This window comes from Pelagibius sp., assembly GCF_965227505.1.
Lineage (GTDB): Bacteria > Pseudomonadota > Alphaproteobacteria > Kiloniellales > Kiloniellaceae > Pelagibius.
Genome location: NZ_OZ245757.1, coordinates 2,548,920 through 2,574,866, shown reverse-complemented (window position 1 = coordinate 2,574,866; position 25,947 = coordinate 2,548,920). Strand labels below are relative to the sequence as shown.

General features: G+C 65.5%; 12 protein-coding genes. 7 read left to right on the top strand and 5 right to left on the bottom strand.

Annotated elements, in window-relative coordinates; translation table 11 throughout:
• Position 1: 1 nt before the first annotated feature.
• Both ACO06P_RS12220 and ACO06P_RS12215 read right to left on the bottom strand, forming a co-directional pair.
• Positions 2–13,771, bottom strand: a complete 13,770-nt coding sequence (locus ACO06P_RS12220; protein WP_420345524.1) for a putative Ig domain-containing protein — start codon at positions 13,769–13,771, stop codon at positions 2–4.
• A 1,206-nt stretch (positions 13,772–14,977) separates the two neighbouring features.
• Positions 14,978–15,442, bottom strand: coding sequence for a fasciclin domain-containing protein (locus ACO06P_RS12215; RefSeq protein WP_420349627.1), 465 nt, complete (start codon positions 15,440–15,442; stop codon positions 14,978–14,980).
• Positions 15,443–15,927: 485 nt separating this feature from the next.
• Between ACO06P_RS12215 and ACO06P_RS12210 the strand changes: the two genes are divergently transcribed.
• From ACO06P_RS12210 to ACO06P_RS12200, 3 genes are all read left to right on the top strand, one after another.
• A complete protein-coding gene (locus ACO06P_RS12210; protein WP_420345523.1) occupies positions 15,928–16,734 on the top strand; it encodes an Fpg/Nei family DNA glycosylase in 807 nt (268 codons plus the stop codon).
• A gap of 48 nt (positions 16,735–16,782) precedes the next feature.
• Complete coding sequence (locus tag ACO06P_RS12205) at positions 16,783–17,424, top strand: NAD(P)-dependent oxidoreductase (RefSeq protein ID WP_420345522.1); 642 nt, start codon at positions 16,783–16,785, stop codon at positions 17,422–17,424.
• 260 nt (positions 17,425–17,684) lie between these two features.
• Complete coding sequence (locus ACO06P_RS12200) at positions 17,685–18,692, top strand: sodium-dependent bicarbonate transport family permease (protein WP_420345521.1); 1,008 nt, start codon at positions 17,685–17,687, stop codon at positions 18,690–18,692.
• 38 nt (positions 18,693–18,730) lie between these two features.
• Here ACO06P_RS12200 and ACO06P_RS12195 read toward each other — a convergent pair whose 3' ends face one another.
• A complete protein-coding gene (locus ACO06P_RS12195; protein ID WP_420345520.1) occupies positions 18,731–19,045 on the bottom strand; it encodes a P-II family nitrogen regulator in 315 nt (104 codons plus the stop codon).
• 227 nt (positions 19,046–19,272) lie between these two features.
• Here ACO06P_RS12195 and ACO06P_RS12190 point away from each other — a divergent pair, with 227 nt between their 5' ends.
• The 4 genes from ACO06P_RS12190 to ACO06P_RS12175 all read left to right on the top strand — a co-directional run bounded on the left by ACO06P_RS12190 (position 19,273) and on the right by ACO06P_RS12175 (position 23,732).
• Positions 19,273–20,772 (top strand): NADP-dependent isocitrate dehydrogenase, encoded by a 1,500-nt coding sequence (locus ACO06P_RS12190; RefSeq protein WP_420345519.1) that lies wholly within the window; start codon positions 19,273–19,275, stop codon positions 20,770–20,772.
• A gap of 257 nt (positions 20,773–21,029) precedes the next feature.
• Positions 21,030–22,415, top strand: a complete 1,386-nt coding sequence (tcuA, locus tag ACO06P_RS12185; protein WP_420345518.1) for an FAD-dependent tricarballylate dehydrogenase TcuA — start codon at positions 21,030–21,032, stop codon at positions 22,413–22,415.
• Positions 22,402–23,505 carry a tricarballylate utilization 4Fe-4S protein TcuB gene (gene tcuB, locus ACO06P_RS12180; protein ID WP_420345517.1) on the top strand — a complete coding sequence of 368 codons (1,104 nt, stop codon included), beginning with the start codon at positions 22,402–22,404 and terminating at the stop codon, positions 23,503–23,505. Before tcuA ends, tcuB begins: the two co-directional genes overlap by 14 nt.
• Positions 23,505–23,732: a hypothetical protein gene (locus tag ACO06P_RS12175; RefSeq protein ID WP_420345516.1), complete on the top strand. Its 228-nt coding sequence runs from the start codon at positions 23,505–23,507 to the stop codon at positions 23,730–23,732. The genes tcuB and ACO06P_RS12175 overlap by 1 nt, the downstream gene beginning before the upstream one ends.
• 127 nt (positions 23,733–23,859) lie before the next feature.
• On the opposite strand, the gene ACO06P_RS12170 is transcribed toward ACO06P_RS12175, so the two are convergent.
• Together ACO06P_RS12170 and ACO06P_RS12165 are read right to left on the bottom strand one after the other, a co-directional pair.
• Positions 23,860–25,230, bottom strand: coding sequence for a sensor histidine kinase (locus ACO06P_RS12170; protein WP_420345515.1), 1,371 nt, complete (start codon positions 25,228–25,230; stop codon positions 23,860–23,862).
• Positions 25,230–25,898 (bottom strand): response regulator transcription factor, encoded by a 669-nt coding sequence (locus ACO06P_RS12165; RefSeq protein ID WP_420345514.1) that lies wholly within the window; start codon positions 25,896–25,898, stop codon positions 25,230–25,232. Before ACO06P_RS12165 ends, ACO06P_RS12170 begins: the two co-directional genes overlap by 1 nt.
• Between the last annotated feature and the right edge of the window lie 49 nt (positions 25,899–25,947).

The following is a 25,947-nucleotide window of genomic DNA, read 5'->3' as shown; positions in this document are numbered from 1 at the left end:
CCTAGCTCAGGAACCGGAAGTCGTCGGCCTGCAGGTCTTCCAACTCCACATCCTCGAGCAGAACCGAGTTCTGGTCGTCGAAGGTGATGAGCGTATCGTCGCCGGCTTCGCTCAGCAGCGACTCCAGCTCGGCAAAGTCGGTGATCCCGCGGCCCCTGACCTCGACGATGTCTCCGGCTCCGAAATCGGCGACCTTGTCGTTGCCGAAGTCCTCGCGGAAGACGAAGGTGTCCGCGTCCGCGCCGCCGATCAGCAGATCGTCACCGGCCCCGCCATCCAGCGTGTCCTCGCCGGCGCCGCCGTCCAGGGTCTCGTTGCCATCGGTGCCGGAAAGACTGTCGTCCTGCGCGGTTCCGTTGACGACGTCATCGCCGGCAAGGTCGCTTGCGAAGAGAGCCGTCGCGGCAAAGCTGCTGGCTGCAGCCGCCGAGGGATCGCTGTACTCGATCACAAGCTTCGGTTCGGCGCCCCCGGTCGCTGCGGCGAAGGCCTCGCGCTCCGTCCCGTCGCTGCCGTTGGTGCGCTCGATCCGGAATGCGAGTGCATCGTCGGAGCCCAAGCCGCCGTTCTGGATCAGATCGTTCAGCAGGGCCGAGAGGTCCGGCGTTTGATAGGTCTGGCCGGCCTGCCAATTGGGCACGTCGTTCCAGGCCACGCCATCCGCCGTGGTCACCGCACGCCCTGCGGCCTGCGTGCCGGAGGTGTAGACGGCGGCATTCAGGGAGTCTTCCAGGAAGATCTCGAGGTCGAGAACGCCGGCCTCGTTCGAGGTGGCTTCGAACTCCAGGTAGGCGCTGGTGATGACGGCGCCGGCCGGGATTCCGCTGCCGGTGAAGCGAATGGAGGTCGCCTGGCCGTTTTCGCCAAATTCCAGGGTCGGACTGGTCAGGCTGCCGTCCTCCTCGACATCGTCCGCAGCGGTCTTTGCGGTCCAGACGACACTGCCCGTGGGGTTGCCCCCACCGCCGCCGCCGGTTCCGCCGCCGGGTACCAGTTCGACGTAGTCGAAACGGCCAAGCTCCCCATCGCCGTTGCCGTAGCTGAGCTGCAGCGTGTCGCCGGGAGAAACCGTCACCTGGCCGAGATCGAGCTCCACCCGGTTGGCCGCCTGGCCCGCATTGCCCTGGCCCGTGAAACTGCCGCCGAGGGTGAAGTTGAGGGTCGTCGAGCCGACCGTGACCGAACCGGACCCGGCCCCGTCGTTCTCGTCATAGGCCAGCAGCTTCACGGTATAGGTGCCGGGCGCCACGCTTTGCAGCGAGATCGATGCCGTGCCGCTGTCCGATCCCGGAGCGAGCTTGATGATGTCGGTCTGCTGCGGATCTGCAGTGTCCGGCGCAAAGCCCGAGAGGCTGAAGGTCTCGGCTTCCAGGCGGATCGGATCGCCGGGAACCACGACCGCGCCGACCGTCAGGTCGAACTCGGCGGTTGCGACGTTGCCGTCGTCATCCTGAACCGAAAGCGAGATCGCATAGACGCCCTCGCCGGCGTCGGGCTTGCCGGAGAAGGTTCCCGTCGCCGTGTCGAAGGACATGCCCGGCGGCAGGCTTGGCGGCAGGAAGGTGAGCGTGTCGCCATCCAGATCGTTGAAGGTCGACGCCGGCACGACAAAGGAGAAGTCCTCGTCGGGTGTGATGGTCTGATCGGCAATCGGATTGGCCACGAAAGGCTCTGTATCCCCGAGCGGAATGAACGGTGAATCGCTGCTTCCGACCGCCGGTGCGCCGCCCTTGTAGAGCTCGAAGTAGTCCACGTGGTAGCCCTCGGACCGGCCGGCGAAGGTGATCGTGTGGAAGCCGGGCTCGAGATCGAAGACCGCCGTGAAGTTCGGATCGTCATCGGAGACGCTGTCGATCTGGTTCGAGAATCCGAAGTTGCCCGTCGCATTGCCGAACAGCTTGATGAAGCCGCTGTTGGACACGGCGTTGACGTCGCTGACAAGCAGGCTTTCGGCGTCGTCGTTGATCTTCACCCAGATGTCGTTGCGGGCATCGCCGGGGTCACTCGTGTCGCGCGAAGTCCTCAGACGCAGGGTAAATTCGCCGCCTTCGCCCTCCGGGATGAAGATCTGGTATTCGAGGAAGCTGTCCGCCTCCGGCCCGTTGAGCGCCGTGCTGCCGTTCTCCGAGCCCCAGAAGTAGTACCCGCTGCCCTGGAAGTTGGATTGGTTGCCGGCACCGTCCTGCGCGTCGGCATAGGTCCAGTCGCCGCCGGGATCGGTGCCGCCTGGCCCGTTGGGATCCTCGAACTGGATCTTGAAGCGGGCGGCGTTGCCGCTGCCGATCATCTCGAAGAAGCCGGTGCTGTCGGGCGGTGGGTCGCCGACCACCGGGCCGCCGACATTCTCCAGGTAGATCGGCTGGCTGACCGGACCGACAGGCAGATCGTCGTTGGAGGGATCGATCACCGCGACCGCGAACCCGATGGGCAGGACATCGCTGCCCGTGAAGTCGCTTTCACCGGAGCCGGCGAAGTCGTCGTAGTCGAACTGATCGGAGATGTCGACGGATCCGCCGACCGGGATCACCACATCGACGATCTGGAAATCGACGGCGTTGCTGACGCCGAAGTCGGGATGAGCGTCGTTGAGGCGAGCCTCGACGAGCGCGGCGACCCCCGAAGAATCGTTGGTGACGGGGTTGAAGCCCTTGGTGAGGACCACCCGTACGGTATCGCCGACCTCGCCGGTCACGATGACCGTCGGCAGCGTGCCGCCGTAGGTTCCGGTTCCGCCGTCGTCGACACCGTTGACGGAGAGGGACGCGACCTTGGCGGCCACCTCCGCCTGGGTTGCCAGGGCGTGGGACCCGGCCTGGCTGCCGTCGCTGTGGAGCTCGCCGCTGGCCGTGGTGCCGTCGTCGAAGAGCACAATGAACTTCGATCCGATCAGCTCGGCACCCGACACGCCACCGACGTCCCAACCCAGGATGGCCCCGGTATCGACGCCGTTGGGTCCGCCCTTGAGCAATCCGGCAATGGAATTCGGGTCCATATCGCCTGAAAAGCCGACGATCTCGCCGTTTTCGAAGCCGCCGTCGACGCCGGCGTTGAACTTGATGAGCGTGCCTTCGAAGCCGCCGTTGCTGGCGTTGCCCGTGCCCGTGGTGTTGGGCAGGGGGTCGGCCCCCGGCAGCAGATAGCCGCTGCCGGTCACGAAAGCGCCGGTGCCTCCGTCGGTGTTGATGGTCATCGTCTTGCCGACCGAATCGCCGCCCTGGCCGTCGGGATCGAACACGCTGTCGCCATAGAGGGCGTCGCGCACATCGATGAAGATTGCCGAGATCTTCTTGTCGCCGGTGTTCTCGACCTGGAAGGAGTTTGCACCGAAGTTCGATGACTCGACGTTGTTCTCCCCTTCCATGATGCGCAGCACCGCCGCGCCGACCGCGCCGTCGGCATAGGTGGCATCGGTCACGATGTCGCCCTGGGTGTCCAGGATCTCCTGGACGTCGGCGGGCACGCCACCGACATCGGCCGCGGCGCCGCCCTTGGTGATCTGCAGGTAGTCGTAGGCCGCCTCGAAGCTCGGCCCGCTGCCGATGTTCGTCTGCGTCACGCCGACGCCGTAGGACTCACCGGGGTTGACGATCGCCGCTTCGAGCACGCCGGTCAGCGTCTGCACGGGCGTCACCACATCGTCTCCCAACTGGGCGCCGTTTTCGTCCAGGAACTGCGCGACACCCACGGCCGTTGCCTGGCCGCCGGTGACCGTCACGTCGATCGTCAGGACCACATCCTTGATCTGGTCGATGGTGACGCCGGTCGGCAGCGCCGCAGTTTCCTTGGCCTGGGTGCCGTCGTTCTCGAAGGAGAATTCCAGCGGCGCCCCCGGGTTGCCGAAGGTGAACTTCAGGTACTGGTCCTGATCCAGGCTGATGTTGAGGCCCAGCTGCGAGAAGCTCGCGGGCGGTGCGGAGCCGAACCAGGGGTTCGCGATCTTGGTCTCGACCGAGAGATCGTCGCTGTGATCGATGCTGACGAAGTAATTGTCCTGGGCAGTGTCCGCACCGCCGGCGTCCCCCGTCGTCGTCTGGATGCGCAGCGCCCCGTCCGAGACCACCGCCGTCCCCGTCTCTTCCGACACAAAGAGCGGATCGGGGCTCTGGGTCAGTCCGTCGAAGCCGGCGTTCAGCGGGTCGTTGGTGTCGGTGCTGAAGTTCAGCAGGATGACGTTGGGGTCGGCGCCGACGTCGTCCTCGGTCACCGTGCCGTTGGCCACGGCAGCCGCGCCGTCGATGGCGAACTGCGTATCGTCGACCCCGGTCAGGGTGACTTCCACGGCTTCCGGGCCGTCATCGATGTCGTCGTTGCCCACCGCGACCTCCAGCGTGCCGGCGCCGTTCGTGAAGCTCACGAGCTGCGTCGTCGTGGTGGTGCCGCCGTCCAGGCTGTAGGTCAGCGTCAGATCGCCGCTGAACGCCGGATCGTCGGCCGTGACCGGAAAGGAGAGGACGGTGTCGCTGCCGAGGCCGCCCGCCTCGACCACTTCGCCGGCATCGCCGATGGCGATCAGCGTCGGGATGTCGTCGTCGGTGATGGTTACCGTCGCCGAAGCCGCCGTGGCGTCGACGGCGACCGCGCCGTCGCTGTCCTCCGCGCTGACAATGGCCACCGTGAAATCCTCATCGCCTTCGACGTCCAGATCGTCGGCAATCGCAACGCTCACCGTCGCCGTGAGTTCGCCCGCCAGGATGACCGCCGTCAGCACCGCTGGGGGCGTGAAGTCCGATCCGGCCGTCGCCGTTCCATCGGTCAGCGTGTAGGTGACCGTGATGTCCTTGGCGGGATCGCCTGCACGGGTGAAGACAATCTCCGCGGTGCCGCCGCTCTCATCGACCGTGACGTCGGCGACCGAGATCTCGGCCGGGATGGGATCGACGGTAATGGTGAAGACCTGGGACTTCTGTGCGCCGGAGCCGGTTTCGTCCGTCGCCGTCACCGTGACCTCGTAGTCGCCCGGCAGCGGCGGCTGGCCGACCAGCGCATTGCCGGCCGGGTTGACCGACAGCCAGTCCGCGCCGCTCACGGAGTAGGTCAGCGGGTCTTCCTCGGGGTCGCTGAACGCGCTCAGCAGACTGATGCTGACGTCGGAGCTCTGATCGACGGTGACGTCGTCCAGGGGCAGCGCGACCTGGGGGCCGAAGTTCCCCGCGCCGCCGCCGGTCGGCGTCAGCTCGATGTAGTCGATGCGGACGAATTCCGTGCTGTCGGTCGTGCCGTTGATGGTGATCTGCGAATCGGGGTTCAGCGTCACACCTTCGAAGGTGATGCTGCGCAGGTTGCCGGCCTGGGCGGCATTGCCGGGGCCGTCGTTGTCGAAGATCCAGGAGCCGATGGAGTTGCCGTCGACGAAAACCTCGGCCGAAGACTGGCCGTCGTTCTCATCGAAGTAAGCGATGGTGACGGCATAGCTGCCGGCATCGACGGAACGGCCGGAGAGGTCGAGCTCCGCCTCGCCGCTCTGGTTGAACTGCAGCCGGATCACCTTACCGCCGTCTGCCGCAGTCTGATCCTCGATGAAGAAATCACCGGGATCTTCAATGTTGTCGAAGCTCTCGGCCTGGATGCGCACGGGGTCGCCGCCCGAACCCGCCCCGAAGACATCGATATTGAACACCATCTGCGCGGTCGCGTCGGAAGTGTCCGTCGCCGTCACGACGATCGAGCTGGTGCCAGGCTGGGTCGGCGTGCCGGAGATCGTGTTGGTACTCGGGTCGAAGGTCAGTCCCTCCGGCAGTTCCTCGACCGTCATGGTCAGGACGTCACCCTCGTCGACATCCTCGAACAGGCCATCGGGCAGCTGGAAGCTGAAGAAATCACCGGTCTGCCCTTGCTGGTCCTCGATAGAGCCGGCGACCGTCGGTGCATCGTTGATATCGGCCACCGTCACTTCGAAGCTCGCCGGGATCGAAGTCCCGTCCCCGTCCGTCACGGTGAAGCTGACGACAACCGGGTCGGTCGTGATGTCGTCCTGCTCCGGCGTGCCGGTCAGCAGGCCGTTTTCGTCAAGGCTCAGCCAGGCCGGTCCGTCAACCAGCGCAAATGTCAGCGCCGTCTCTTCGGGATCGACGAAGGCGGTGCTGAGATCGATCGACACAGCCTCGCTCTGCGTGGCGGCGAGATCCGTCAGGGCCCCGGGCACCTCCTGAGGTGCCAGGTTTTCCGAACCATCCTCCTCGACGGGGATGAGCGTGATCGAGTCGACGCGCACGAACTCGCCGCCGTTCGTGACCCCGGCCAGGGTAAAGTTGGTCTGACCCTCCGGGATCGTGATGTCGAACTGCTGGATCCGCTTGTTGTTGAGCGCGGCGATGGAGGAGGGAGTCGCCTCGTCCCAGGTCCACTCGAAGGTCTCGCCGCCGACCGTCACCGAAGCGGTGCTGGCGCCGTCGTTTTCGTCGAAGTAGGCGACCTGGAGCGTGTACTTCCCGGGCTTGATGCCGAAGCCGGCCAGATCGACCGTCAGATCGTCCGATGTGCCGGAAGGCAGGCGGATGACCTGGTTGCCTTCGGCGGCTCCGGAGATTTCAGCGAAGAAGCTCGTGGCTTCGAGCGCCGCCGGCAGAAGGTCTTCGGCCTGAATGGTGACCGGAGCGAGCGACTCCACGGTCAAGACAGCGCCCTCCGGCCCGTTCGTCAGGGTCGGCGTCAGATTGTCCTCATCGAAGGTGATCTTGATCTGGTCGTTGGTTGTCGCCTCGTCGCCGTCGAGATCGATGGTGACGATGGTCGAGCCCGCCTCGACGTTGACGATGGTCGCGTTCTGACCGTCCTCGATGATCACCGAGTCCTCTTCGCCGGCGTTCTTGATCATCGTACCGTCGAGATCCTCGCCCGAGCCGGTGACGGTATCGGCGCCGCCGTCCTCTTGCAGGTCGACAGTGTCCTGGCCGCCGCCGAGCTTGAAGGTGTTGTCTGCGCTGTTGCCGGTGGTGTTGGTGTTGCCCGTGGAACCGGAGGTATCGATGTTCTCGACCATATCCGGCAGCACGTAGGGCGCCTCCGGCGCGCCGACATCCTGGGAGCCTTCGACGATGATCTCGTCCTCGCCGTCCGTTCCGACATCCGGGCCGGGCAGAGCCTCGCCGTCCTCGACGACGTTGCCGACCGGCAGCGCCAGCGGCGCGGAAACGATCGGGCCGCCCTGGTCGTCCTGCGCCGTTACCGCGATGTCGAGGCTTGGATTGGTCTCAAAGTCGAGCGCCGCCCCGGCTTTCAGGAACAGCTCGTTGCCGACGATCTCGAACAGGTCCGCATCGTCACCGGTCACCGCCAAGGTGTTGGTGCCGGTTCCGTCGTCGGTGACGGCGATGTCCGCCACCTTGATCGCGGCAGTCGTGTCGGCGTTTTCCAGAATGGAGGGCAGAACGTTCTCGAGCGCGACCGCGCTGGGCGGGTCGTTGACCGGCGTCACCTCGAGAGCGAAGTCCTCGAACACCGTGCCGCCGCGCTGGTCGTCGGCCGTCACCCGAACGGTGATGGTGCCGACATCCGGATCGTCCGGGGTGCCGGTGAAGGTGGTGCCGTCGAACTGCAGCCAGGCCGGCAGCGGGCTGCCGTCCGCCAGGGTGGCGGTCAGCACCAGCACATCCTCGACATTGGCATCGGCAAAGGCATCCGCCGGAACGGCGAAGGTGAAGTTTGCTTCCTCCGCCGTGGTCTGATCGTCGATCCCCGCATCGACCGTCGGGTCGAAGTTTGGCAGCGGCGCGATGGCGTTGATGGCCAGGCTGTCCCAGGAGCCGGTGAACGAACCGGCACCGCCGAAATCGGTGATCGAGATGCCATAGGCGATGCCGCCGTCGCCGCCGGTCAGCGGGTTCTCGCCGTTCAGTGCCGCGGCAAAGGAGCCGTCGGGGTCGATGGCGCGCACGGCGGTCTGAACGCTGCCGAGCTCGCTGCCGTCATCGCCGAGCAAGGTCGCGGTGCCCTGGACAGTGCCGGCCACCTTGTCGACGGTCAGATTGAAGATCACGTCCTTGATGTCGGCGGGGTCGACCCCGGCGGCCGCGGAGGAAAGCGGGAGGTTCTCCTCCTTATCTCCGGTCAGGCTTGATTCCTGGGCAAGCTGAATGCGCGGGCCGTCACCTGAACCGCCAAGCACGAACTTCATGTAGTCGTCGGTGCCGCCGGCGCCGAGGGTGATGCCGAAGGAGGCGAAGCTCGTGGGTCCGGATGTTCCGAAGAAGGGGTTGGCCGCCTTGGCCTCGACCTCGAAGACGTCGATGCCGGTAACGTCGGCTGCCGACTGGTAGTTGTCCTTGACGATGTTGTTCCCCGCCGTCCCGGTCGAGAACAGGTCGTCGTTCGAAGACTCGACGGTAAGCGCACCGCCGGAGATGGAAACGCCGGACTCCGTCGTGCGGTCGCCGTAGGGATCGTCTGCAGAGGCGCCGGCGGGATCGAACGCCGGGTTGACGATGATCCCGGTGAAGCCGGCCTCGGCGCTGAAGGGATCGCTCGTGTCGGTGTTGAAGTCCTGCACGAAGGAGCCGCCGGGCAGCAGTGCCTTGCTGTCGCCGTTGGTCCCGTCGAAGGCAAAGGGATCGTCGGTGTTGGCGATACCGTCGCTGTCGATATCGTTCGGATCGAAGACATCGTCCTCGGTCACGCTGCCGCTTGCCGTCGCCGCGGTCGGATCGATGGCGAAGTCAGGCTCCACGACAGAATCGAGAGTGACGGAAACCGCTTCCGGACCGTTGTCCTCGTTGTCGTTGGGCACCTCGACCGTCAGCGTGCCCACCCCCGCGGCGAAGCTGACGACACGCTGCTCGGCGACACTGTCGACCGTGACGTTGACGGTGAGGTCGCCGGTGAAGCCGCCTGTTGCGGTCATGCCGAAGACGAGGCTGGTGACACCGGAATCACCGCTTTCGACAACATCACCGGCATCCGCGATCGCCAGGATCGCGCTCGGCAGGCCGGCGATGCTGAGCGGCGTCGAAGAGGTTTCGGCGATGCCGTTGCCGGCTTCGTCGGCCACCGAATCCGCGGCCAGGGTCGCCGTGTAGTCGCCGTCCGCCCAGCCGCCGACCGGGGCCGCGAAGCTGTAGGTCGCCGTATTGGTGTCCGGATCGTAGGAGAAGTCCACCGGGCCCGGCGTGCTGGGGCCGGTAAGTGTAAGGTCGGCAGGCCCCACGCTGGCGTCGTCGAAGGCCTCGTTGTCGGAGAAGACCACCGTCGCGACGATGGGGTCCTTGTCGGTGACCAGCGGCGCAAAGGAGATAGCGGCCTCCGGCGCGGTGGTGTCCGCCGCGACCTCTACTGCTTCGTAGAGCGCGAAAGCCTTGAGCGCCGCATTGTCGGCCGTGGCCGTCATCGAGATGGTCAGGACGCCATCGGACCCGATGGTGACCGGAACGTCGAAGTCCTGCGCCTCGTGCAGCGCGCCGCTCGTCATCAGGTCCAGGTTCTCGATCACCACGACGCCGTTCACCGTGACGCTGAAGACCCGCTCGCCGACGCTGGCATTGGGATCATAGATCTCCGCGAACTTCAGGGTGAGGATCGCGTCGCCTTCGGGCAGACCATCGGCCGTGTAGACCAGCGGAGCGCCGCCCGGCGAACCGCCGAAGCGTTCCGTCGCATAGAGGACATCGTCGCTGTCGGTGTCGCCGTCGCCGTCGTAGTCGCCGCCGACCAGGGCCTCGTCGGGTCCGCCCTGACCGTCGACATAGGTGGTGGAGCCGGTCCAGCTGGTGGCCAGATCCGCCTGATAGACGACGCCGTCGGTGGCGGTGACCTCCGGGCCGCCGACGTTGACGGCCAGCAGTACCGCGCCCTTCTCGATGACGGGCACCTCGTCGTCCTGAATGGTGCCGAGCGCCTGGCCGTCGCCGATGCTGGCTTCGCCGCCGGTCACGCCGGTCAGGTTGACGGTGAACCCGCGGGTCCCGTCGAGCAGGTCGTTGTCGATCGACTGGACGATGACGTTCTGATCCGAGGATCCCTTGGCGATCGTGACCGACCCGGTGATGACCCCATTGCCGTCCGGGGTCTCGCCCGCAACCTGATAGTCCACGCCCGGCTGCGCCGTGTCGGGAACGATCTCGTAGGTGATGGTGACCGGTGCGGCCGCGTCGGCCGGCACCGCCTTGTTGAGCGAAACCGCGAACAGGAGGTCGCCGCCCTCGGTGACCGTGACGTCGCCGATCGATGCTTCCGGCGGGGCGTCGGCTGCGGGGAACTCGATAATCTCGATCCCGTTGATCTTCGGGTTCTGGATCGCCGGATCGTTGTGCAGGAAGGCCAGGTTCAGCGCTGCATCGCCGGGGTCCTGCGTCACGAAGAAGCTGCGCTTGTGGGCGACGCCGAGCTGCGAGGCGGACTCCTCGTAGGGATTGATGTCCGAGAACTCGCTCGGAATGACACCGTTTACCGCAACATCGAATTGCCGCGGACCACCGGTCACGATGCCCGGCCAGTTCTCGGTGTAGTAGATGTTGACGAGATAGGTGCCGCCCCCGGTGACCGGGAAAGTATACTCGAGGATGTCAGCATCATCGGTGTTGTCGGACCGCTCGATGAAGAAGATTGCCTCGGGCACTTCTGTGCCGTCGACATTCGACAGGGCGCTTTCGCCTGCGACGAGGATCTCTCCCGCTTCGTCTGTCGCACCCGAGGTAAAGGTGCTGTCGGTGCCGTCCGAGGTCAGATACTGGCTCGGGTTGCTCACGGCGTCCGCTTCCCAGTTGGGGCCGCCGTCGAGGGCCGCCACCTCGGGACCGCCCGCATTGACGCGGTAGAGCACGTTGCCCGGGCCGCCCGGCAGGGTCACCGTGACGCTGGCCTGCGCCTCGGTCGTCGAGGTGCCGTCGCTCACCACGTAGGTGAAGCCGGCGCCGGACAGACTGGTGGCGGTGAATTCGATCTGCCCGTTCACCAGTTGCACCGTTCCGCCGGTCGCGTCCTTGACCTCGACGATGCTCAGCGTGCCGCCGTCCAGATCCCGGTCGTTGGCGAGCAGTGCCGCCGGGTCGATGGTCAGTGTCTGATTGAACTCCACGCTGCCGGCGTTCTCGCCTTCGACGACCGGTGCGAAGTTGCCGTTGGCGTCCGAAGCCGCGACCAAAAGGTTGTCGAACTCCGGTGCAAAGGTGGTGCCGCTGGGGTCCGATCCCAGGGTGTCGACGCGTCCGTTGATCCCGACCGCCAGGCCGAGGGGAACGCCGAAGCCCTGGCCCAGGTCACCGAAGAGCACGTTGCCCTGTTCACCCGGCGCGTTGGGCTTTTCCCGCGCCAGGAAGCCGCCGTTGGCGGCGCCAAAGAGCGCCTCTTCCAGGTTGTTCAGCGTGGCCGGGTTGTTGTCGGTGTCCAGCGAGATCGGATCGGCGCTGCCGGTGACCGTCCCGCTGCTGGTCTCGTATTCCCAGAACGGCGTCACGGTGCCGGCGTCGCGGTCGATGACGACCCGCATGATCATGTCGGAGTCCAGGCCGTCGAGCAGCCCCGGCGCCGCATAGGTCTCGGTCACGACGGGCACGTCGTTCAGTTCGATGGTGACCTGAACCTCCGCTTCGCCCTGGTCATTGACGCCGAAGTTGAACATCGCGAAGTCGAACTGCGTGCCGGTGCCGAACTGGATGCCCATCGACTGGCCGGGCTGCGGCGTCGACCCGCTCCAGGGGTTGGACATCGTGGATTCGAGAATGATCTTGTCGGAGGCATCGTCGAAGTTCACGCCGGCCTGCAGGGCATAGGTCGCGCTGTTGCCGGTTCCGCCGCCGGAATCCGAACCGACCGCCGTGCCGGTGCCGATCGCGTCGAACTCCAACTGCAGTTTGCCGGCGATACCGCCCTCGAGAATGCCGCCCTTCACCACGCCGGAGGCATTGGTGAAGTACTCGGTGTCGTAGTTGACCATGTGGCCGGTGAAGCCGAGCGCAAAGCCCTGCAGGCCGTTGGGCGTCGGCAGCTCGGTTTCCATCGAAAACTCGAAAACCTCACCGGGGTCGACCTTGCTGTTCTCCCCAAGGCCGTTCTCAGCGTCGAGCTGGAAGGGGTCGAGGTTGTCGAGCAGGTTGTCGTTGTCGTCGTTGTCGGTTTCCTCGACGGGGATGCCTTCGGGGATGAAAGCGAAGATGTTGTTGCCGCCGTGCGCGGCGACCCAGATGGAGCCGCCCGGCCCCACCGTGACATCAAGCGGATTCGCCCCGGGGCTTGCCTGCCAGGCGTTGTTGGAGATCTCGATGTCGACGCGGTTGAGCGCGACGGTGCCGTCTTCGTTGAACTCGACACGCAGGATCTGCTCGTCGAAACCGGTGGCGAAGAGGTTGCCGTCAAACTCCTCCATTGAGGCCGGATGGATCGCCGGATCGTATTCGAAGACGAAAAGGCCGTTGGTCGAACCGTTGTTCAGCACCAGGGTGCCGTCGGAGCTGTTGCCGCCCGGCGCCGGCTTCAGGTAGTGGCCCTCCAGCGGGTCGACGGCGTAGCCGTTCAAAGGATCGTTGACGCCATCGGGCAGGAAGTCCCAAAGCCCCAGAACGTTGGCGCCGGTCGCCGGCTGGTTTGGATCGACAATGAATTCCGGCGCGACCTGGCCGAAGTTGTTGGCGCCGGTTTCGATCTCCGGCTTCAGATAGAGCGGCGTGTCGGGATTGACGCGGCTCGGATTGGGGCTGCCGTAGTAACCGCCCCGCTCGACAATGTGCAGCTGGTCCTGGGCGCCGGGCGCCACCGGCGTGTTGTCCTCCACCACAGGATAGTTGGTCGCGTCCTGTGGGTTGGCTTCGGTCACCGGCACACCGTTGGCATCGAGGGGCGGATCGCCCCAGCCGTTGTTGGCGCCGTTGTCCCAGGTATATACGCGGAAGTTGTCCGGGTTCGGGTTCTGGTCGGTCGGTTCGACGTAGCCGACGTCGCCCGGCTCCAGCTCGACGACCGCGATGTCGTAGGTGTTGCGGAAACCGGTGGCGAAGATGGAGACGGGGCCGCCCGGTTCCAGATAGGCCTGGTTGTAGCCGTCATTGCCGCCGAAGGGATTGTCGGGATTGCTGGAGAAGCCGATTCCCTCGACGTCGTTGCGGCTCGGATCGTCGAGCCTCTCGATGCCCAGCGTCGGCAGGTCGTATTTGTACTCCTGGCCCGACAGATCGGTCTTGGTATCCATGGCCTCGATGGCCGCGACGTCGACTTCGATAATCGCCGCCGAGAGGAAGTACTCCGGCGTGTAGACAAGGTTCTGCGAGGGGGCACCGGTATTGGTGAAACCGCCGACCGCGACCAGCAGCTTGCCTTCGGGCGTGAACTCCAGGCCGTTGACCGAGTGGTTTTCCTCGGAGCGCGGCAGGCCGCGCAGCAGGTCGATCTTGTCGGCGCCCCAGCCGGTATCGGGCACCGAGGCGTCGGCCGGAACCTCGATCGAAACCTTCGACAGCACGCCGGAGTTGGTGTCGAGGTTCTTGTCGTCGACGCTGTTCCCGCCGCCGCCGCCGATGCGCGGATCGCTCGAGGTCACATAGATCTGGATGTCGCCGTTCTCGTCGACCAGCGCCTTGAAGCCGGTGATCTGCCGGTCGGTCACACCCAGATTGACCTGGCCGTCATCGTCGTGATTGAGGATCGTCTTGACGATATCGGTTTCGAAAACCTTGGTTGCCGAGAAGTCCTTGTCGGCACCGCTGCCGGTGCTCGTCACATTCCAGACCGTGAGCGTTCCGTCCTGCTGCGAGGTCACCAGAAGATCCTCGCCGTTCGGCCCTTCTACGAACTGCAGGGACGTGGGGCTGCTGTACCCGGCAATCACCGGATCAAAACCGAAATCGACCATCTGAGTTCTCCCGACTCGAAACGGTTAATGCAACGCTGGGGTCGCCGCGGCACGGCCGCGCCCCCTGCAAGCTGACGTTATGATTGGCAACGAACGCATCCCTCCGCGAAGCCGACATCGCGGTTGGGTACAAGCCGCCGGAACGGCGGCAAGCAGGCGCCTGTCCACCCGAGGCGCGTTCTGCGATCGGGCAGCGGGCGGCTTCACTGTCCAGGGGAACCGGAAGCCGTAGTGTAATGAAGAGGGCAGTACCGGCGCTGCGCCGCTGCGGCGCTTTGCTCCGGTGCTGGCGTTCCCCGGATCTCCACCTCCGGGAAAAACGGCATCCTGCCTGAACTCCGTCTCAGCCTGAGACATCCGCGTTCGCTCCCACCGATCCCGCAGCTCTCACCCAGGCGCACAGCGCCTCGATCAACCGAGGGTTCGTCCTTTGACACTTTTACAAAGGGGGATGACCTGTCCCGCCTCGTTTTCCCTGTGTGGTCGGGCTGTTTGCCCAACTCATTTATGCATACGTTGTCTTATATCGGAGGCGGAAGAATTTTTCAAATAAATTAGCTTAAATCGATCACAAATCACTAATATGAACACAAATAAAAGCCTATTCTTATGAATATGGTAAATTAACCAAAGAATATATCTGACGATACTGATGGTATATTCTAAGTATAAACCGAAGTAATAAGCTCAGAATAAACCAAAGGAATAGGGTGTCTGGTAGATTCTCAACCCGTGCAAGCACTTACAGTTGATATCATTCGCATAGGAATGAGGTGGCGTTTGCGATTCTGTTCCTGATCGCGGCGTGCCCGCCGTTGCCGAGGACGGGAGCGAAACCGCCCTCGACAGCGGGGCCGGTATTGCAGCCGCCAGGCTGAAGAGCCGCTTCGCGAGGGAAGGCGGAATGAAAGGTTGGATCGGTGACGATGTGCGCCAGGTTTTTCCTGCCGGGACGCCCGGGGCCGTACCGGAAGGACCCGCGCTGCCCCACCGCTTCACCGGCCCGCGGGCGACCGCCTTCAGGGGACCGGTCTCACTGCGGCTGCTCTGCCGGCAAGCTGCGCCGCGCGTTGTATGTTGTATATGAAGGCGCGGCCCTGAAGGGCGCGACGGCCGTGCGACGATGAAGGGACGTCGCAGTGGCGATGCGGAGACAAGGAGACCCGCTCCCGGCAGCTGCTGGCCGGAGCGGGTCTCACCCGGCGGTCAGCTTCCCGGGATGATCACGGTGTCGATGACGTGAATGACGCCGTTCGAGGCCTCGATGTCGGCGGCGACAACGGTCGCCTCATCCACCTTCACGCCGCTGGTCGCGTTGATCGCCACCTCGCTGCCTTCAAGCGTCTTGGCCGAGAGCTCCTTGCCAGCCAGATCGCTCGACATCACCTTGCCCGGCACGACGTGGTAGGTGAGGATGGCCACAAGCTGATCCTTGTTTTCCGGCTTGAGCAGGTTTTCGACAGTGCCCTCGGGCAGCTTGGCGAAGGCTTCGTCGGTCGGCGCGAACACGGTCAGCGGACCGTCACCGTTCAGCGCATCGACCAGGCCGGCCGCTTCGACCGCCGCAACCAGAGTGGAGAGGTTTTCGGCCTCAGCCGCATTGGAAACGATGGTTTTTTCGGAAGAGAGGTGGCCACCTGCAAGGGCCGGGACAGCGGTGCCGGCCAGCATGAACGCGGCCGCGATCAGGGTAAAGAAACGACGCATCGAGATTTCTCCTTTGGAACTGACTTGTCTTTTGAGTGCAAGGCCGAGGCGCCGCGTTCAAGTGTCAGGGCAGGCAACGACGAAGCCTGTTGTAAGCCGCACGCGATCTTGTACGCAGACTGTGGTGCTTCGGATGATGCGTCCCGTCACGATCCCGCTGCCGCTGCCGCTGCCGCTGCCGGTGCCGGTGCCGGAGCCGGGGCCGGAGCCGGGGCCGGTCGCATGGCGGAGCCCGGGCCTCGCCTCTGCCGGCTCCGACAGGGTTTTCCGCGTCGGTGTGTTGACGGAACTCCGGCCAGGAATAGCTCCCTGTCTGATGATCGCGCCCCACAGCGGCCGCTTCGCACCGCCGGCTTGGGCGCAGCCCGATCCGATGTTAAGTGTTCGCTGTTGCAACGGCAGCCATCGGACTGCCCCGGTCGTTGAGCTTGGGCGAGAGTTGGGAGAACATGCCGGAAGGTCATACAATCCATCGCGCGGCGCGCGACCATCGCCGGGTACTGGCGGGCCGGGTTCTGGCCGTGTCCTCCCCGCAAGGACGTTTCGCCGAAGGCGCGGGCCGGATCGACGGCAAACGCTGCCTCAGCGTTGAAGCTTATGGGAAGCATCTGCTCTATGGGTTCGAGGGCGGCGAGACGCTGCACATCCACCTCGGCCTGTTCGGCCGCTTTCGTGTTGCCAGGCTGCCCTCGGCCGAGCCGCGTGGCGCCGTGCGGGTCCGGCTTGTCGGCGCGACCCACGTTGTCGATGTGAACGGCCCCAACACCTGCCGCTTGCTCGATGAGCCCGAAAGGTTGGCTCTCGTCGCGCGGATCGGGCCCGATGTCCTGCGCAGTGATGCCGATCCCGACCGCGCCTTCGCGCGCATCAGCGGCAGCCGTGCTGCGATCGGCCGGCTCATCATGGACCAATCGGTGATGGCAGGGATCGGCAACATCTACCGCTCGGAGATCCTCTGGCGCCAGGCGGTCCACCCGGAAACCCCCGGGCGGGCCATCGACCGGGAAACCTTTGACCGAATCTGGCAGGACGCGAAGGCGCTTTTGGCCATCGGGGTCAAGCGCAACGCAATCGTTACGGTGGACGGCGCGCCGGCGTCCAGGACGCGCTATGGGGAGCGGGTGAACATCTTCGGGAAAGACAGCTGCCCCGCCTGTCTTGGGGAGATTCGGCGTTTCGAGATGGACGGACGCCGCGCCTTCGTGTGCGAGCAGTGCCAACCCCTTGAAGCCGCTGCGGAGAAGGTGACCGCCTAGGGCCAAGGCCCTGACCGAGCACGGGATCACGTGAACAAGGAGCTGGGTTTGGCCAGAGTTCTCATCATCGGCGCAAGCAAGGGGATCGGCCTCGCCACCGTGAAGCGGGCGCTGGCCGGCGGGCATCGCGTCCGGGCCATGGCGCGCAGTGCCGGTCAGATCGGCCTCGACCACGACATGCTCGAAAAGATCAAAGGCGATGCGCTGAATGCGGAGGACGTGACGGCCGCGCTCGCCGGAATCGACATCGTGATCCAGGCGCTGGGGGTCCGGCCCGGTCCCCAGATGATCTTCGGGCCGATCACGCTGTTTTCAGAAGCCACGCGTATTCTCGTGCCGGCGATGGAAGCCGCCGGGGTCAGACGTCTGCTTTGCGTGACCGGGTTTGGGGCCGGCGACAGCCGTGCCGCCATCGGCTGCCTGCAGCGCCTTCCCTTTCGGCTGTTTCTCGGCCAGGCCTACGATGACAAGACGGTTCAGGAAGCGATAATCAAGGACAGCGCCCTGGATTGGACCATTGTCAGGCCGGGCGTGCTGACCAAGGGGCGCGAGACGGGGCGCTACCGGGTTCTCGTGGAGCCGCGGCGGTGGCGCAACGGTCTCATATCGCGTGCCGACGTCGCCGACTTCCTGGTGAAGCAGGTCGACGATGACAGCCTGCTGCGCGAGAGCCCCGTGATAGTCTATTGACCAGTCATCGTTTATTGACCGGTGATCGTCTGTTGACCTGTGGCCGCCGTGTGTTTATGCGGCTGCGGCGTTCCTCATTTCGGCAAAGCCGCGGGCAGTTTGTGGTCCGCCCGCTCTGACGCCATACTTGGCAAGGTCATCTCCAAGACTGCGGTCTGCGGTCTCTGGGAGAGTCAACGGGGACGGGGGCTCCGGCCACGGTCCGAGGCGCTTGAGATGCCCGCGGCCTCGGCTGCTGCAACGAATCGGGGGAGCGGCGAATGGATCTGCTGCTGGAGTTTCTGACGCGCTTTGTCACCCAGTTTCAGTCCCCGGCGCTCGCCTTTCTGGTGGGCGGGATGGTGGTGGCCGCCCTCGGCAGCAAGCTGGCAATTCCCGATGCCATCTACCGCTTTGCGGTCTTCATGCTGCTGATGCGCATTGGCATCGACGGCGGCATTTCGATCCGCGAGGCCGATCTGGGCGAGATGCTGCTGCCGGCCGCCTTCGCCGCGGCCCTGGGCTGCGGGATCGTTCTTCTGGGCCGGGTGACCCTGGTGTTCCTGCCGGGGGTCAGGGCCGAGGACGGCATTGCGACGGCGGGCCTGTTCGGCGCGGTCAGCGCGTCGACCCTGGCTGCGGCCATGGTCATTCTCGAGGAGGATGGCATAGCCTATGAGGCCTGGGTCCCCGCCCTCTATCCCTTCATGGACATTCCGGCTCTGGTGCTGGCGATCGTGCTGGCCAACGTCTATCTGACCAAGCGCGAAGGCGGCTCCGATTCAAAGGTGGCGATCTGGCCTATCGTCGTGGAGAGTCTGCGCGGGTCGGCGCTGTCCGCCTTGCTGCTGGGCCTTGCCCTGGGTCTGCTGACCCGCCCCGATCAGATTTTCGAGAGCTTCTACGACCCGCTGTTCCGCGGGCTGCTGTCGGTGCTCATGCTCATCATGGGCATGGAGGCCTACACCCGTCTCAACGAGCTGCGCAAGGTGGCGCACTGGTATGCGGTCTACGCCGCACTGGCGCCGCTGGCGCACGGGCTGCTCGCCTTCGGCCTCGGCTACCTTGCCCATCTGGCCACAGGCTTCAGCCCCGGCGGCGTGATTCTGCTGGCAGTGATGGCCTGCTCCAGTTCCGACATCTCGGGGCCGCCGACGTTGCGGGCCGGCATCCCCTCGGCCAACCCTTCCTCCTACATCGGCGCGTCGACCAGCATCGGCACGCCGGTGGCCGTTGCCCTCGGCATTCCGCTGTTCCTGGCCTTGGGCCAGGCCGTGTTCGCCATGTGAGCGGAAGGGCGCGGTCTGGCGCTGTCTGCGGCGCCCCCCTAAAACTTGTGGACGCGCAGGATCTCCACCTCCTCGAGGTAGGTCACGCCCGAGTAGTTCTCGAAGTATTGCGCGGCCACCTTCTCCGCGATCTGCTCGGCCATTTCCCGGCTGGCGGTGATGACCTCGATCTTCACGTTGGCGAAGGCGTCCACCACGGCCGCCCGTCCGGAGGTCCGCACGCCACGGCTGCCCTTGCCGCCGGCGGCGACCACGGTATAGCCGCTGGCGCCGGCCTCGTCGATGATGCGAACCACACCGTCAAAGATGAGCTTCTCCGTGATGATCACAGTCTTGGTCGCTTTGTGGGTCATGCTCCGCTCTCCTTTGCCGGCCTGCATTCGTCGTAGCCATGCTCTCCGCCCGAGGTCAAGCGGCCTGCGGCCGGGCTTAAGCAGGCTGGCGGCCCGCGACGGCGGCTCTTCATGATCGAGAAATCCAATCAAAGCGCTCGTGTAATTCGATTTTAACAATTCATTAGCGATCCCCACCTGCCGCCAGATTGCTGGATTCCAGAAAAGCGAGACCACGGAGAATGGAGATGAATGTAGAGGTGAAGCTGGGCGACGTCGTCAGGCAGCAGATGGCATCGACCAGCAAGGGGGCCGTGCCGGTCACGGTCGCCTTCGGGGACGGGATCGGCCCGGAGATCATGAACGCCAGCCTGAAGGTGCTGATCTCCGCCGGGGCGGACATCGCCATCGAGCCGATCGACATCGGCGAACAGGTCTATCTGGCCGGCAACAGCGCCGGCATCACCGCCGACGCCTGGGACAGCCTGCGCCGTACCAAGGTCTTCTACAAAGCCCCGATCACCACGCCGCAGGGCGGCGGGTTCAAGAGCCTCAACGTCACGGTGCGCAAGTCGCTCGGCCTCTTCGCCAACGTGCGCCCCTGCAATGCCTACATGCCCTTCGTCGCCAGCAAGCACCCGGGTATGGACGTGGTCGTGATCCGTGAGAACGAGGAGGATCTCTACGCCGGCATCGAGCATCGCCAGACCGACGAGGTCTATCAGTGCCTGAAGCTGATCAGCCGGCCGGGCAGCGAGAAGATCTGCCGCTACGCCTTCGAGTACGCGAAGGCTTACGGCCGCAAGAAGGTCACCTGCTTCACCAAAGACAACATCATGAAGCTGACCGACGGCCTGTTCCACAAGGTCTTCGACGAGGTCGCGGCCGAGTATCCTGAGATCGAGAGCGAGCACTGGATCATCGACATCGGCGCGGCGAAGCTGGCGGATACGCCGGATGCCTTCGACGTCGTCGTCATGCCCAACCTCTACGGCGACGTTCTCAGCGACGTGGCCGCGCAGATCGCCGGCTCGGTCGGCCTCGCGCCCTCCGCCAACATCGGCGCCCACTGCGCCATGTTCGAGGCCATCCACGGGTCCGCGCCGCGCCGCGCCGGACAGGACATGGCCAACCCCTCCGGCCTGTTGCTGGCCGGCGTCATGATGATGGCGCACCTCGGCCGCACCGAGGTCGCCGAGCGGGTCCACAACGCCTGGCTGAAGACGATTGAGGACGGCATCCATACCTACGACATCTTCAAGGACGGGATCTCGGAGCAGAAGGTCGGCACCGATGCCTTCGCCGACGCGGTGATCGAGCGCCTCGGCCAGAAGCCCGCCGAACTGCCGGCGGCAACCTATGGGGACGATACGAGGCCCTTCATCATTCCCGAGCCGACGCAGCGCCCGGCGGCGAAGAAGGAACTGGTGGGCGTCGACGTCTTCGTGCACTCCGCGGAGCCTCTGGAGGAACTGGCTGAGAGCATGCAGCGTGCCGCGAACGGGCTTATGAAGCTGGAAATGATCACCAACCGCGGCGTCAAGGTCTGGCCCGAAGGCCTGCCGGAAACCTTCTGCACCGATCACTGGCGCTGTCGCTACGTGGCCAAGGCGGGCCAGGTGTTCAACAAGGCGATGATCGTCGAGCTGCAGAAAAGCCTCGCCTTCAGCGGCGTCGACTTCATCAAGACCGAGCATCTGTACACCTTCGACGGCGAGCCCGGGTATTCGCTGGGTCAAGGGCAGTAAACGCGGACAAACGCCACAGGGCCGGGTCTTAACGGGAACCCGGTCCAACAGGGAGGCGGTCGGCTGGGGTCCTTCGGGTGCATGCCGGAAGGACCCCAGTCCGGTTCCCTCTGCAGCCCGGTCAAATCCAAAGAGCTTCTGGCAGACTTCTGCCGCTTCTGGGGAGCGGCGGGTCCACTGCGGGCCCGCCGCTTTTCTGTGCTTGATTTTGCATTCTGAATTGTATACATTTGCATACAACAAGGTAGTGAGATCAGGTGGAAGATTACGACGTGCTTATAGCCGGCGGCGGCAACGCGGCGCTCTGCGCGGCCATCATGGCCCGCAAGCAGGGTGCGCGCGTGCTGGTCGTCGAGGCGGCGCCCAGGGACTGGCGCGGCGGCAACACGCGCCACACCCGCAACCTGCGCTGTGCCCATGACGAGGGCAACGGCATCCTGACCGGACCCTATCCGGTCGAGGAATTCATGGACGACCTGCTGCGGGTCACCGAAGGGGAGACCGACCGGGACCTGGCGGAACTGACCCTGGGGGAATCCAAGACCCTCTGGGACTGGATGGAGGCACAGGGGGTACGGTTTCAGCCCTCTCTCGGCGGCACCCTCTCCCTCGGGCGCACCAACGCCTTTTTCCTGGGCGGCGGCAAGGCGCTGATGAACGCCCTCTACATCACCGCCGAGCGTCTGGGCGTCGTGGTGCGCTACGAGACCGAGGTGGTCGATCTGCAGATCGAAGACGGCTTCTTTCTCGGCGCGACGGTGGCGGGCGAACACGCCGAAGAATTCATTCCCGCCCGCGCCTTCGTCGCCGCCTCCGGCGGTTTCGAGGCCAACATCGACTGGCTGAAGGAGGCCTGGGGGCCAGCGGCGGAGAACTTCCTCATCCGCGGCACGCCCCACAACAAGGGGCGCGTCCTGCGCCTTTTGCTGGACAAGGGGGTTCAGGCCACCGGCGACCCAAAACAGTGCCATGCCGTGGCCGTCGACGGCCGCGCGCCGAAATTCGACGGCGGCATCGTCACCCGCCTGGACTGCGTGCCCTTCGGCATCGTGGTCAACCGGCACGCCGCGCGCTTCTACGACGAGGGCGAGGACTTCTGGCCCAAGCGCTATGCCATCTGGGGGCGGCTGGTGGCGGACCAGCCCGACCAGGTCGGCCATGTCATCATCGACGCCAAGTCCATCGAACTCTTCATGCCGTCGGTCTTCCCGCCCGAACAGGCGGACACCATCGCGGATCTTGCGGTGAAGATGGGGCTCGACGCGGCAGCGCTAAATGAGACGGTGACGGCCTTCAACGCCGCCTGCGTTCCCGGGGCTTTCGATCACACGATTCACGACGACTGCCGCACCGAGGGGCTCGACCCGCCCAAGACCCATTGGGCCCGGCCCATCAACGAACCGCCGTTCTACGGCTATCAGCTCCGCCCCGGCATCACCTTCACCTATCTGGGGGTCAGGGTGAACCGGGAGGCGCGCATGGTGATGTCCGACGGCGCGGTCTCCCCCAACATGTTCGCCGCCGGGGAGATCATGGCCGGCAACGTTCTCGGTAAGGGCTACCTTGCCGGGATCGGCATGACCATCGGCGCCGTCTTCGGGCGCATCGCGGGTGAGGGGGCCGGGCGCTATGTCGCTAACTGAGCTGGCCTCCGGCAAGGCCGAAGAAGTCGCGCGGGTGATGGGCATCTGCAATGCTTGCCGCTACTGCGAAGGCCTCTGCGCCGTCTTCCCGGCGATGGAGAAGCGCCGCGTCTTCGGCCAGGGCGATGTCGATTACCTGGCCAACCTATGCCACAACTGCGGGGCCTGCTACCACGACTGCCAGTACGCACCGCCGCACGAGTTCGCCGTCAACGCGCCGGTGGCGCTTGCCGAGCTGCGCGAGGAAAGCTACCAGCGCTACGCCTGGCCCGCGGCCCTGGCCCCGCTCTTCGAGCGCAACGGGCTTTGGATCACGCTGCTGGCTGCGCTCAGCGTCGCCGGGTTCATCGCCGGCTTCGTCGCCTGGCACGATCCGGCTGTGCTCTTCGATCCCCACGTCGGCGAGGGCGCCTTCTACCGGCTGATGCCCCACAACGCCATGGTGGCGGTCTTCGGCACGGTCTTCCTCTTCGCCCTGCTCGCCATGGCGATGAGCCTGCGGCGTTTCTGGGTGGAGACCGGCGCGCGCGGCAGCCTCGACGGTACGACGCTCTGGCGCGCGATGAAGGATGCCGGGCGCCTGCGCTACCTCGACGGCGGCGGGCCGGGCTGCATGAACGCAGACGAGAAACCGGACGACACCCGCCGGCTCTACCACCACCTGACCTTCTACGGCTTCCTGCTCTGCTTCGCCTCGACCTCCACGGCGACGGTCTTTCATTACGGCTTCGGTTGGGAGGCGCCCTATTCCTGGTACTCCCCGGTGAAGATCTTCGGCGTGCTCGGCGGCATCGGCCTGCTGATCGGCCCCTGGGGCCTGGCCGTCGCCAAGGCCAAGCGCGCCAAGGCCGTGAAGACCGCCAGCGCCTCTGGCATGGACACCGCCTTTCTCGTCATGCTGTTCCTCACCAGCCTGACGGGGCTCGCCCTCTATCTGCTGAGGGAGACGCCGGCCATGGGCCTTCTGCTGGCCGCGCACCTCGGCATCGTCTTCGCGCTGTTCCTGAGCTTCCCCTACGGCAAGTTCGTCCACGGCCTCTATCGTTTCGCCGCGCTTGTTCGCCACGCAGCAGAGGAGCGCAGACCGTGATGGCCACCCATCCTACCCCCTCCGGCTGGCCGCTGCCCGAACCGGACCGCGGCCGCGAGCCCTGCCCTGAACCGTTATCGTGGTGGCGGGCGCTGCCCCGGAGGACCGCCGCTTTCCTGCGACTGTTCGGCGCCGCCCGTCGCGTCGCCGCCGCGCGGGAGTATGGCCGGCGCCCGGCGCCCGAAGATCTGGAAACCCTGGGCGTCGACCCGGACCGCTTCGAGTAACCTGTGAGACCGGGGCGCGAGGGCGTCCCCCTCCCTCTCCCAAGGAGGGGAGAGGGAAAACATCCCTGCCGCCCACGAACAAACCCTCTCCCCTGGTGGGAGCTGGGTGAGGGAGATTGGCTCCGCCTCAGCCCTGCTGGAACGCGATCTCGCAGCGGGTGCCCTTGCCCGGGCCGGGGGCGGCCAGGCGGAAGACGGCGCGGTGCTGGTCGGCGACGTCGCGGGCGATGGTGAGGCCGAGGCCGCTGCCGGCGGTGGTGGTGGCGCCGCTGACGAAAGGCTCCAGGATCTTCTCGCGGTCTTCATCGGCGATGCCGACGCCGTCGTCCTCGACATAGACCACGGCGCCCTCCGCTTCCGCCGCCACGCCGACGGTGACGGTGGTGGCCGGCGGATTGTGGACGATGGCGTTGTCGATCAGGTTGGCGATGGCTTCTTCCACGAGGGTGCGGTGGGCGGTGACCCGCAGCGGCGCCGCCTCCGCCTGGAATTCCAGCGCCTGATCGGTCTTCACCGCCTTGGGCACGAAGCGCTTGGTCACCTCGCGCGTGGTCTCCACAAGGTCGATGTCCTCGTGGCCGGTGATCCCGGCCTGGGCGGAGTGGATGCGCGCGCTGGTCAGCAGCTGGTTCACCAGCCGGCTGACCCGGTTGCTGGAGCGGACGATGCCCTCCACGCGCCGGCGCATGTCGGCTTCGGTTTTGGCGCCGGCGGCGGTTTCCGCCTGGGCCTTCAGGCCGGCGATGGGATTGCGCAGTTGGTGGGCGGCATCGGCGATGAAGCGCTCGCGCAGATCGATGGAGGCGCGCACCTTGTCGAAGAGTGTGTTCATGGCCTGAACCAGGCTTTGCGCCTCCACCGGCACCGCGCGGCGGATCGGCGAGAGGTCGGAGGAGGAGCGCTTCTCCACCGCTTCGCGCAGATCGAGCAGCGGTTTCAGGCCGATGCGGACGGCGAACCAGGCGATCAGCCCGGCGCTGACCACCAGCAGGCCGAGGCGCAGAAGCGAGTGGCCGAACAGCCGCAACGACAGGTCCTCGCGCTGGCTGGTGCGCTGCCAGGCGGTCACCGTGATCCAGCCGTTGAGGTTGCGTTCGGAGACGAGTTGGCGGATGGCGACCACGCGCACCGGATCGCCCTGATAGCTGCCGTCGTAGAACAGCGGCACGCCGCCCTCCAGCTCTTTCGCCGGCGGCCGCCGCGGATAGCCGGAATAGCCGGTGACGAACACGTTGTCCGGCCCGGCCACGTGGTAGAAGAACTGGTCGCCCAGGTTCTCGGTCAGCACTTCCAGCACATTCTCCGAGAGGAGATCGCCGTCCGAGGCGAGCACGTTTTCCGACACCGTCAGCATCACGGCCAGCAGGGTCTTGTCGTAGAGCTCGTCGGCGGTCTTGCGGGCGGTCAGGAAGGTTTCTGACGCTGCGGCGACGGCAATGAGGCTGAGCGGCACGATAAGCCAGAGCAGCAGGCGGCCGCGGATGGAGCGCGGCACCATCAGACCTGCTCCTCCATGCAATAGCCGAGGCCGCGGAAGGTGCGGATCGTCAGCCCGCAGCCCGTGATGCGTTTGCGCAGGCGATGGACGTAAAGCTCCGCCGCCGCTTCCTCCGCGTCGGAGCCGGTGCCGTAGAGATGATCGAGGATCTGATCCTTGGAAACCACCTGGCCGAGCCGGTTGGCGAAGAGCTCCAGCAGGGCGAATTCGCGCCGCGGCAGCTCCAGCGGCCTGCCGTCGTGGAAGACCCGGCGGGCGCCGGGGTCGAAGACCAGGGCGCCGACCGCCATCTGCAGGCTGTCTCTGTTGGCGCTGCGGCGCAGCAGCGCGCGCACCCGGGCCAGCAGCTCGGCAATGTCGAAGGGCTTCACCAGATAGTCGTCGGCGCCGCTGTCGAGGCCGACCACCCGGTCCTTGGTTTCGGAACGGGCGGTCAGCAGGATGACCGGCACGGCCGATCCGGCGGCGCGCAGCTCCGTCAGCACATCCAGGCCGCTCTTGCCGGGCAGGTTGATGTCCAGGATCACCAGATCCGGCTTTTCCCGGCCCAGGAAAAGCGCGGCGTCGCCGCCGTCGTGGATGACATCGACCCCATGGCCCTCGTCCGAGAGGGATGCGGCGACCGCCTCTGCCAGGGACTCGTTGTCTTCTACGACGGCGATGCGCATGAAGTCCTAATTCTTTCCCGTTCGGTCAAGAAAGGTTGATGAAAGGTTC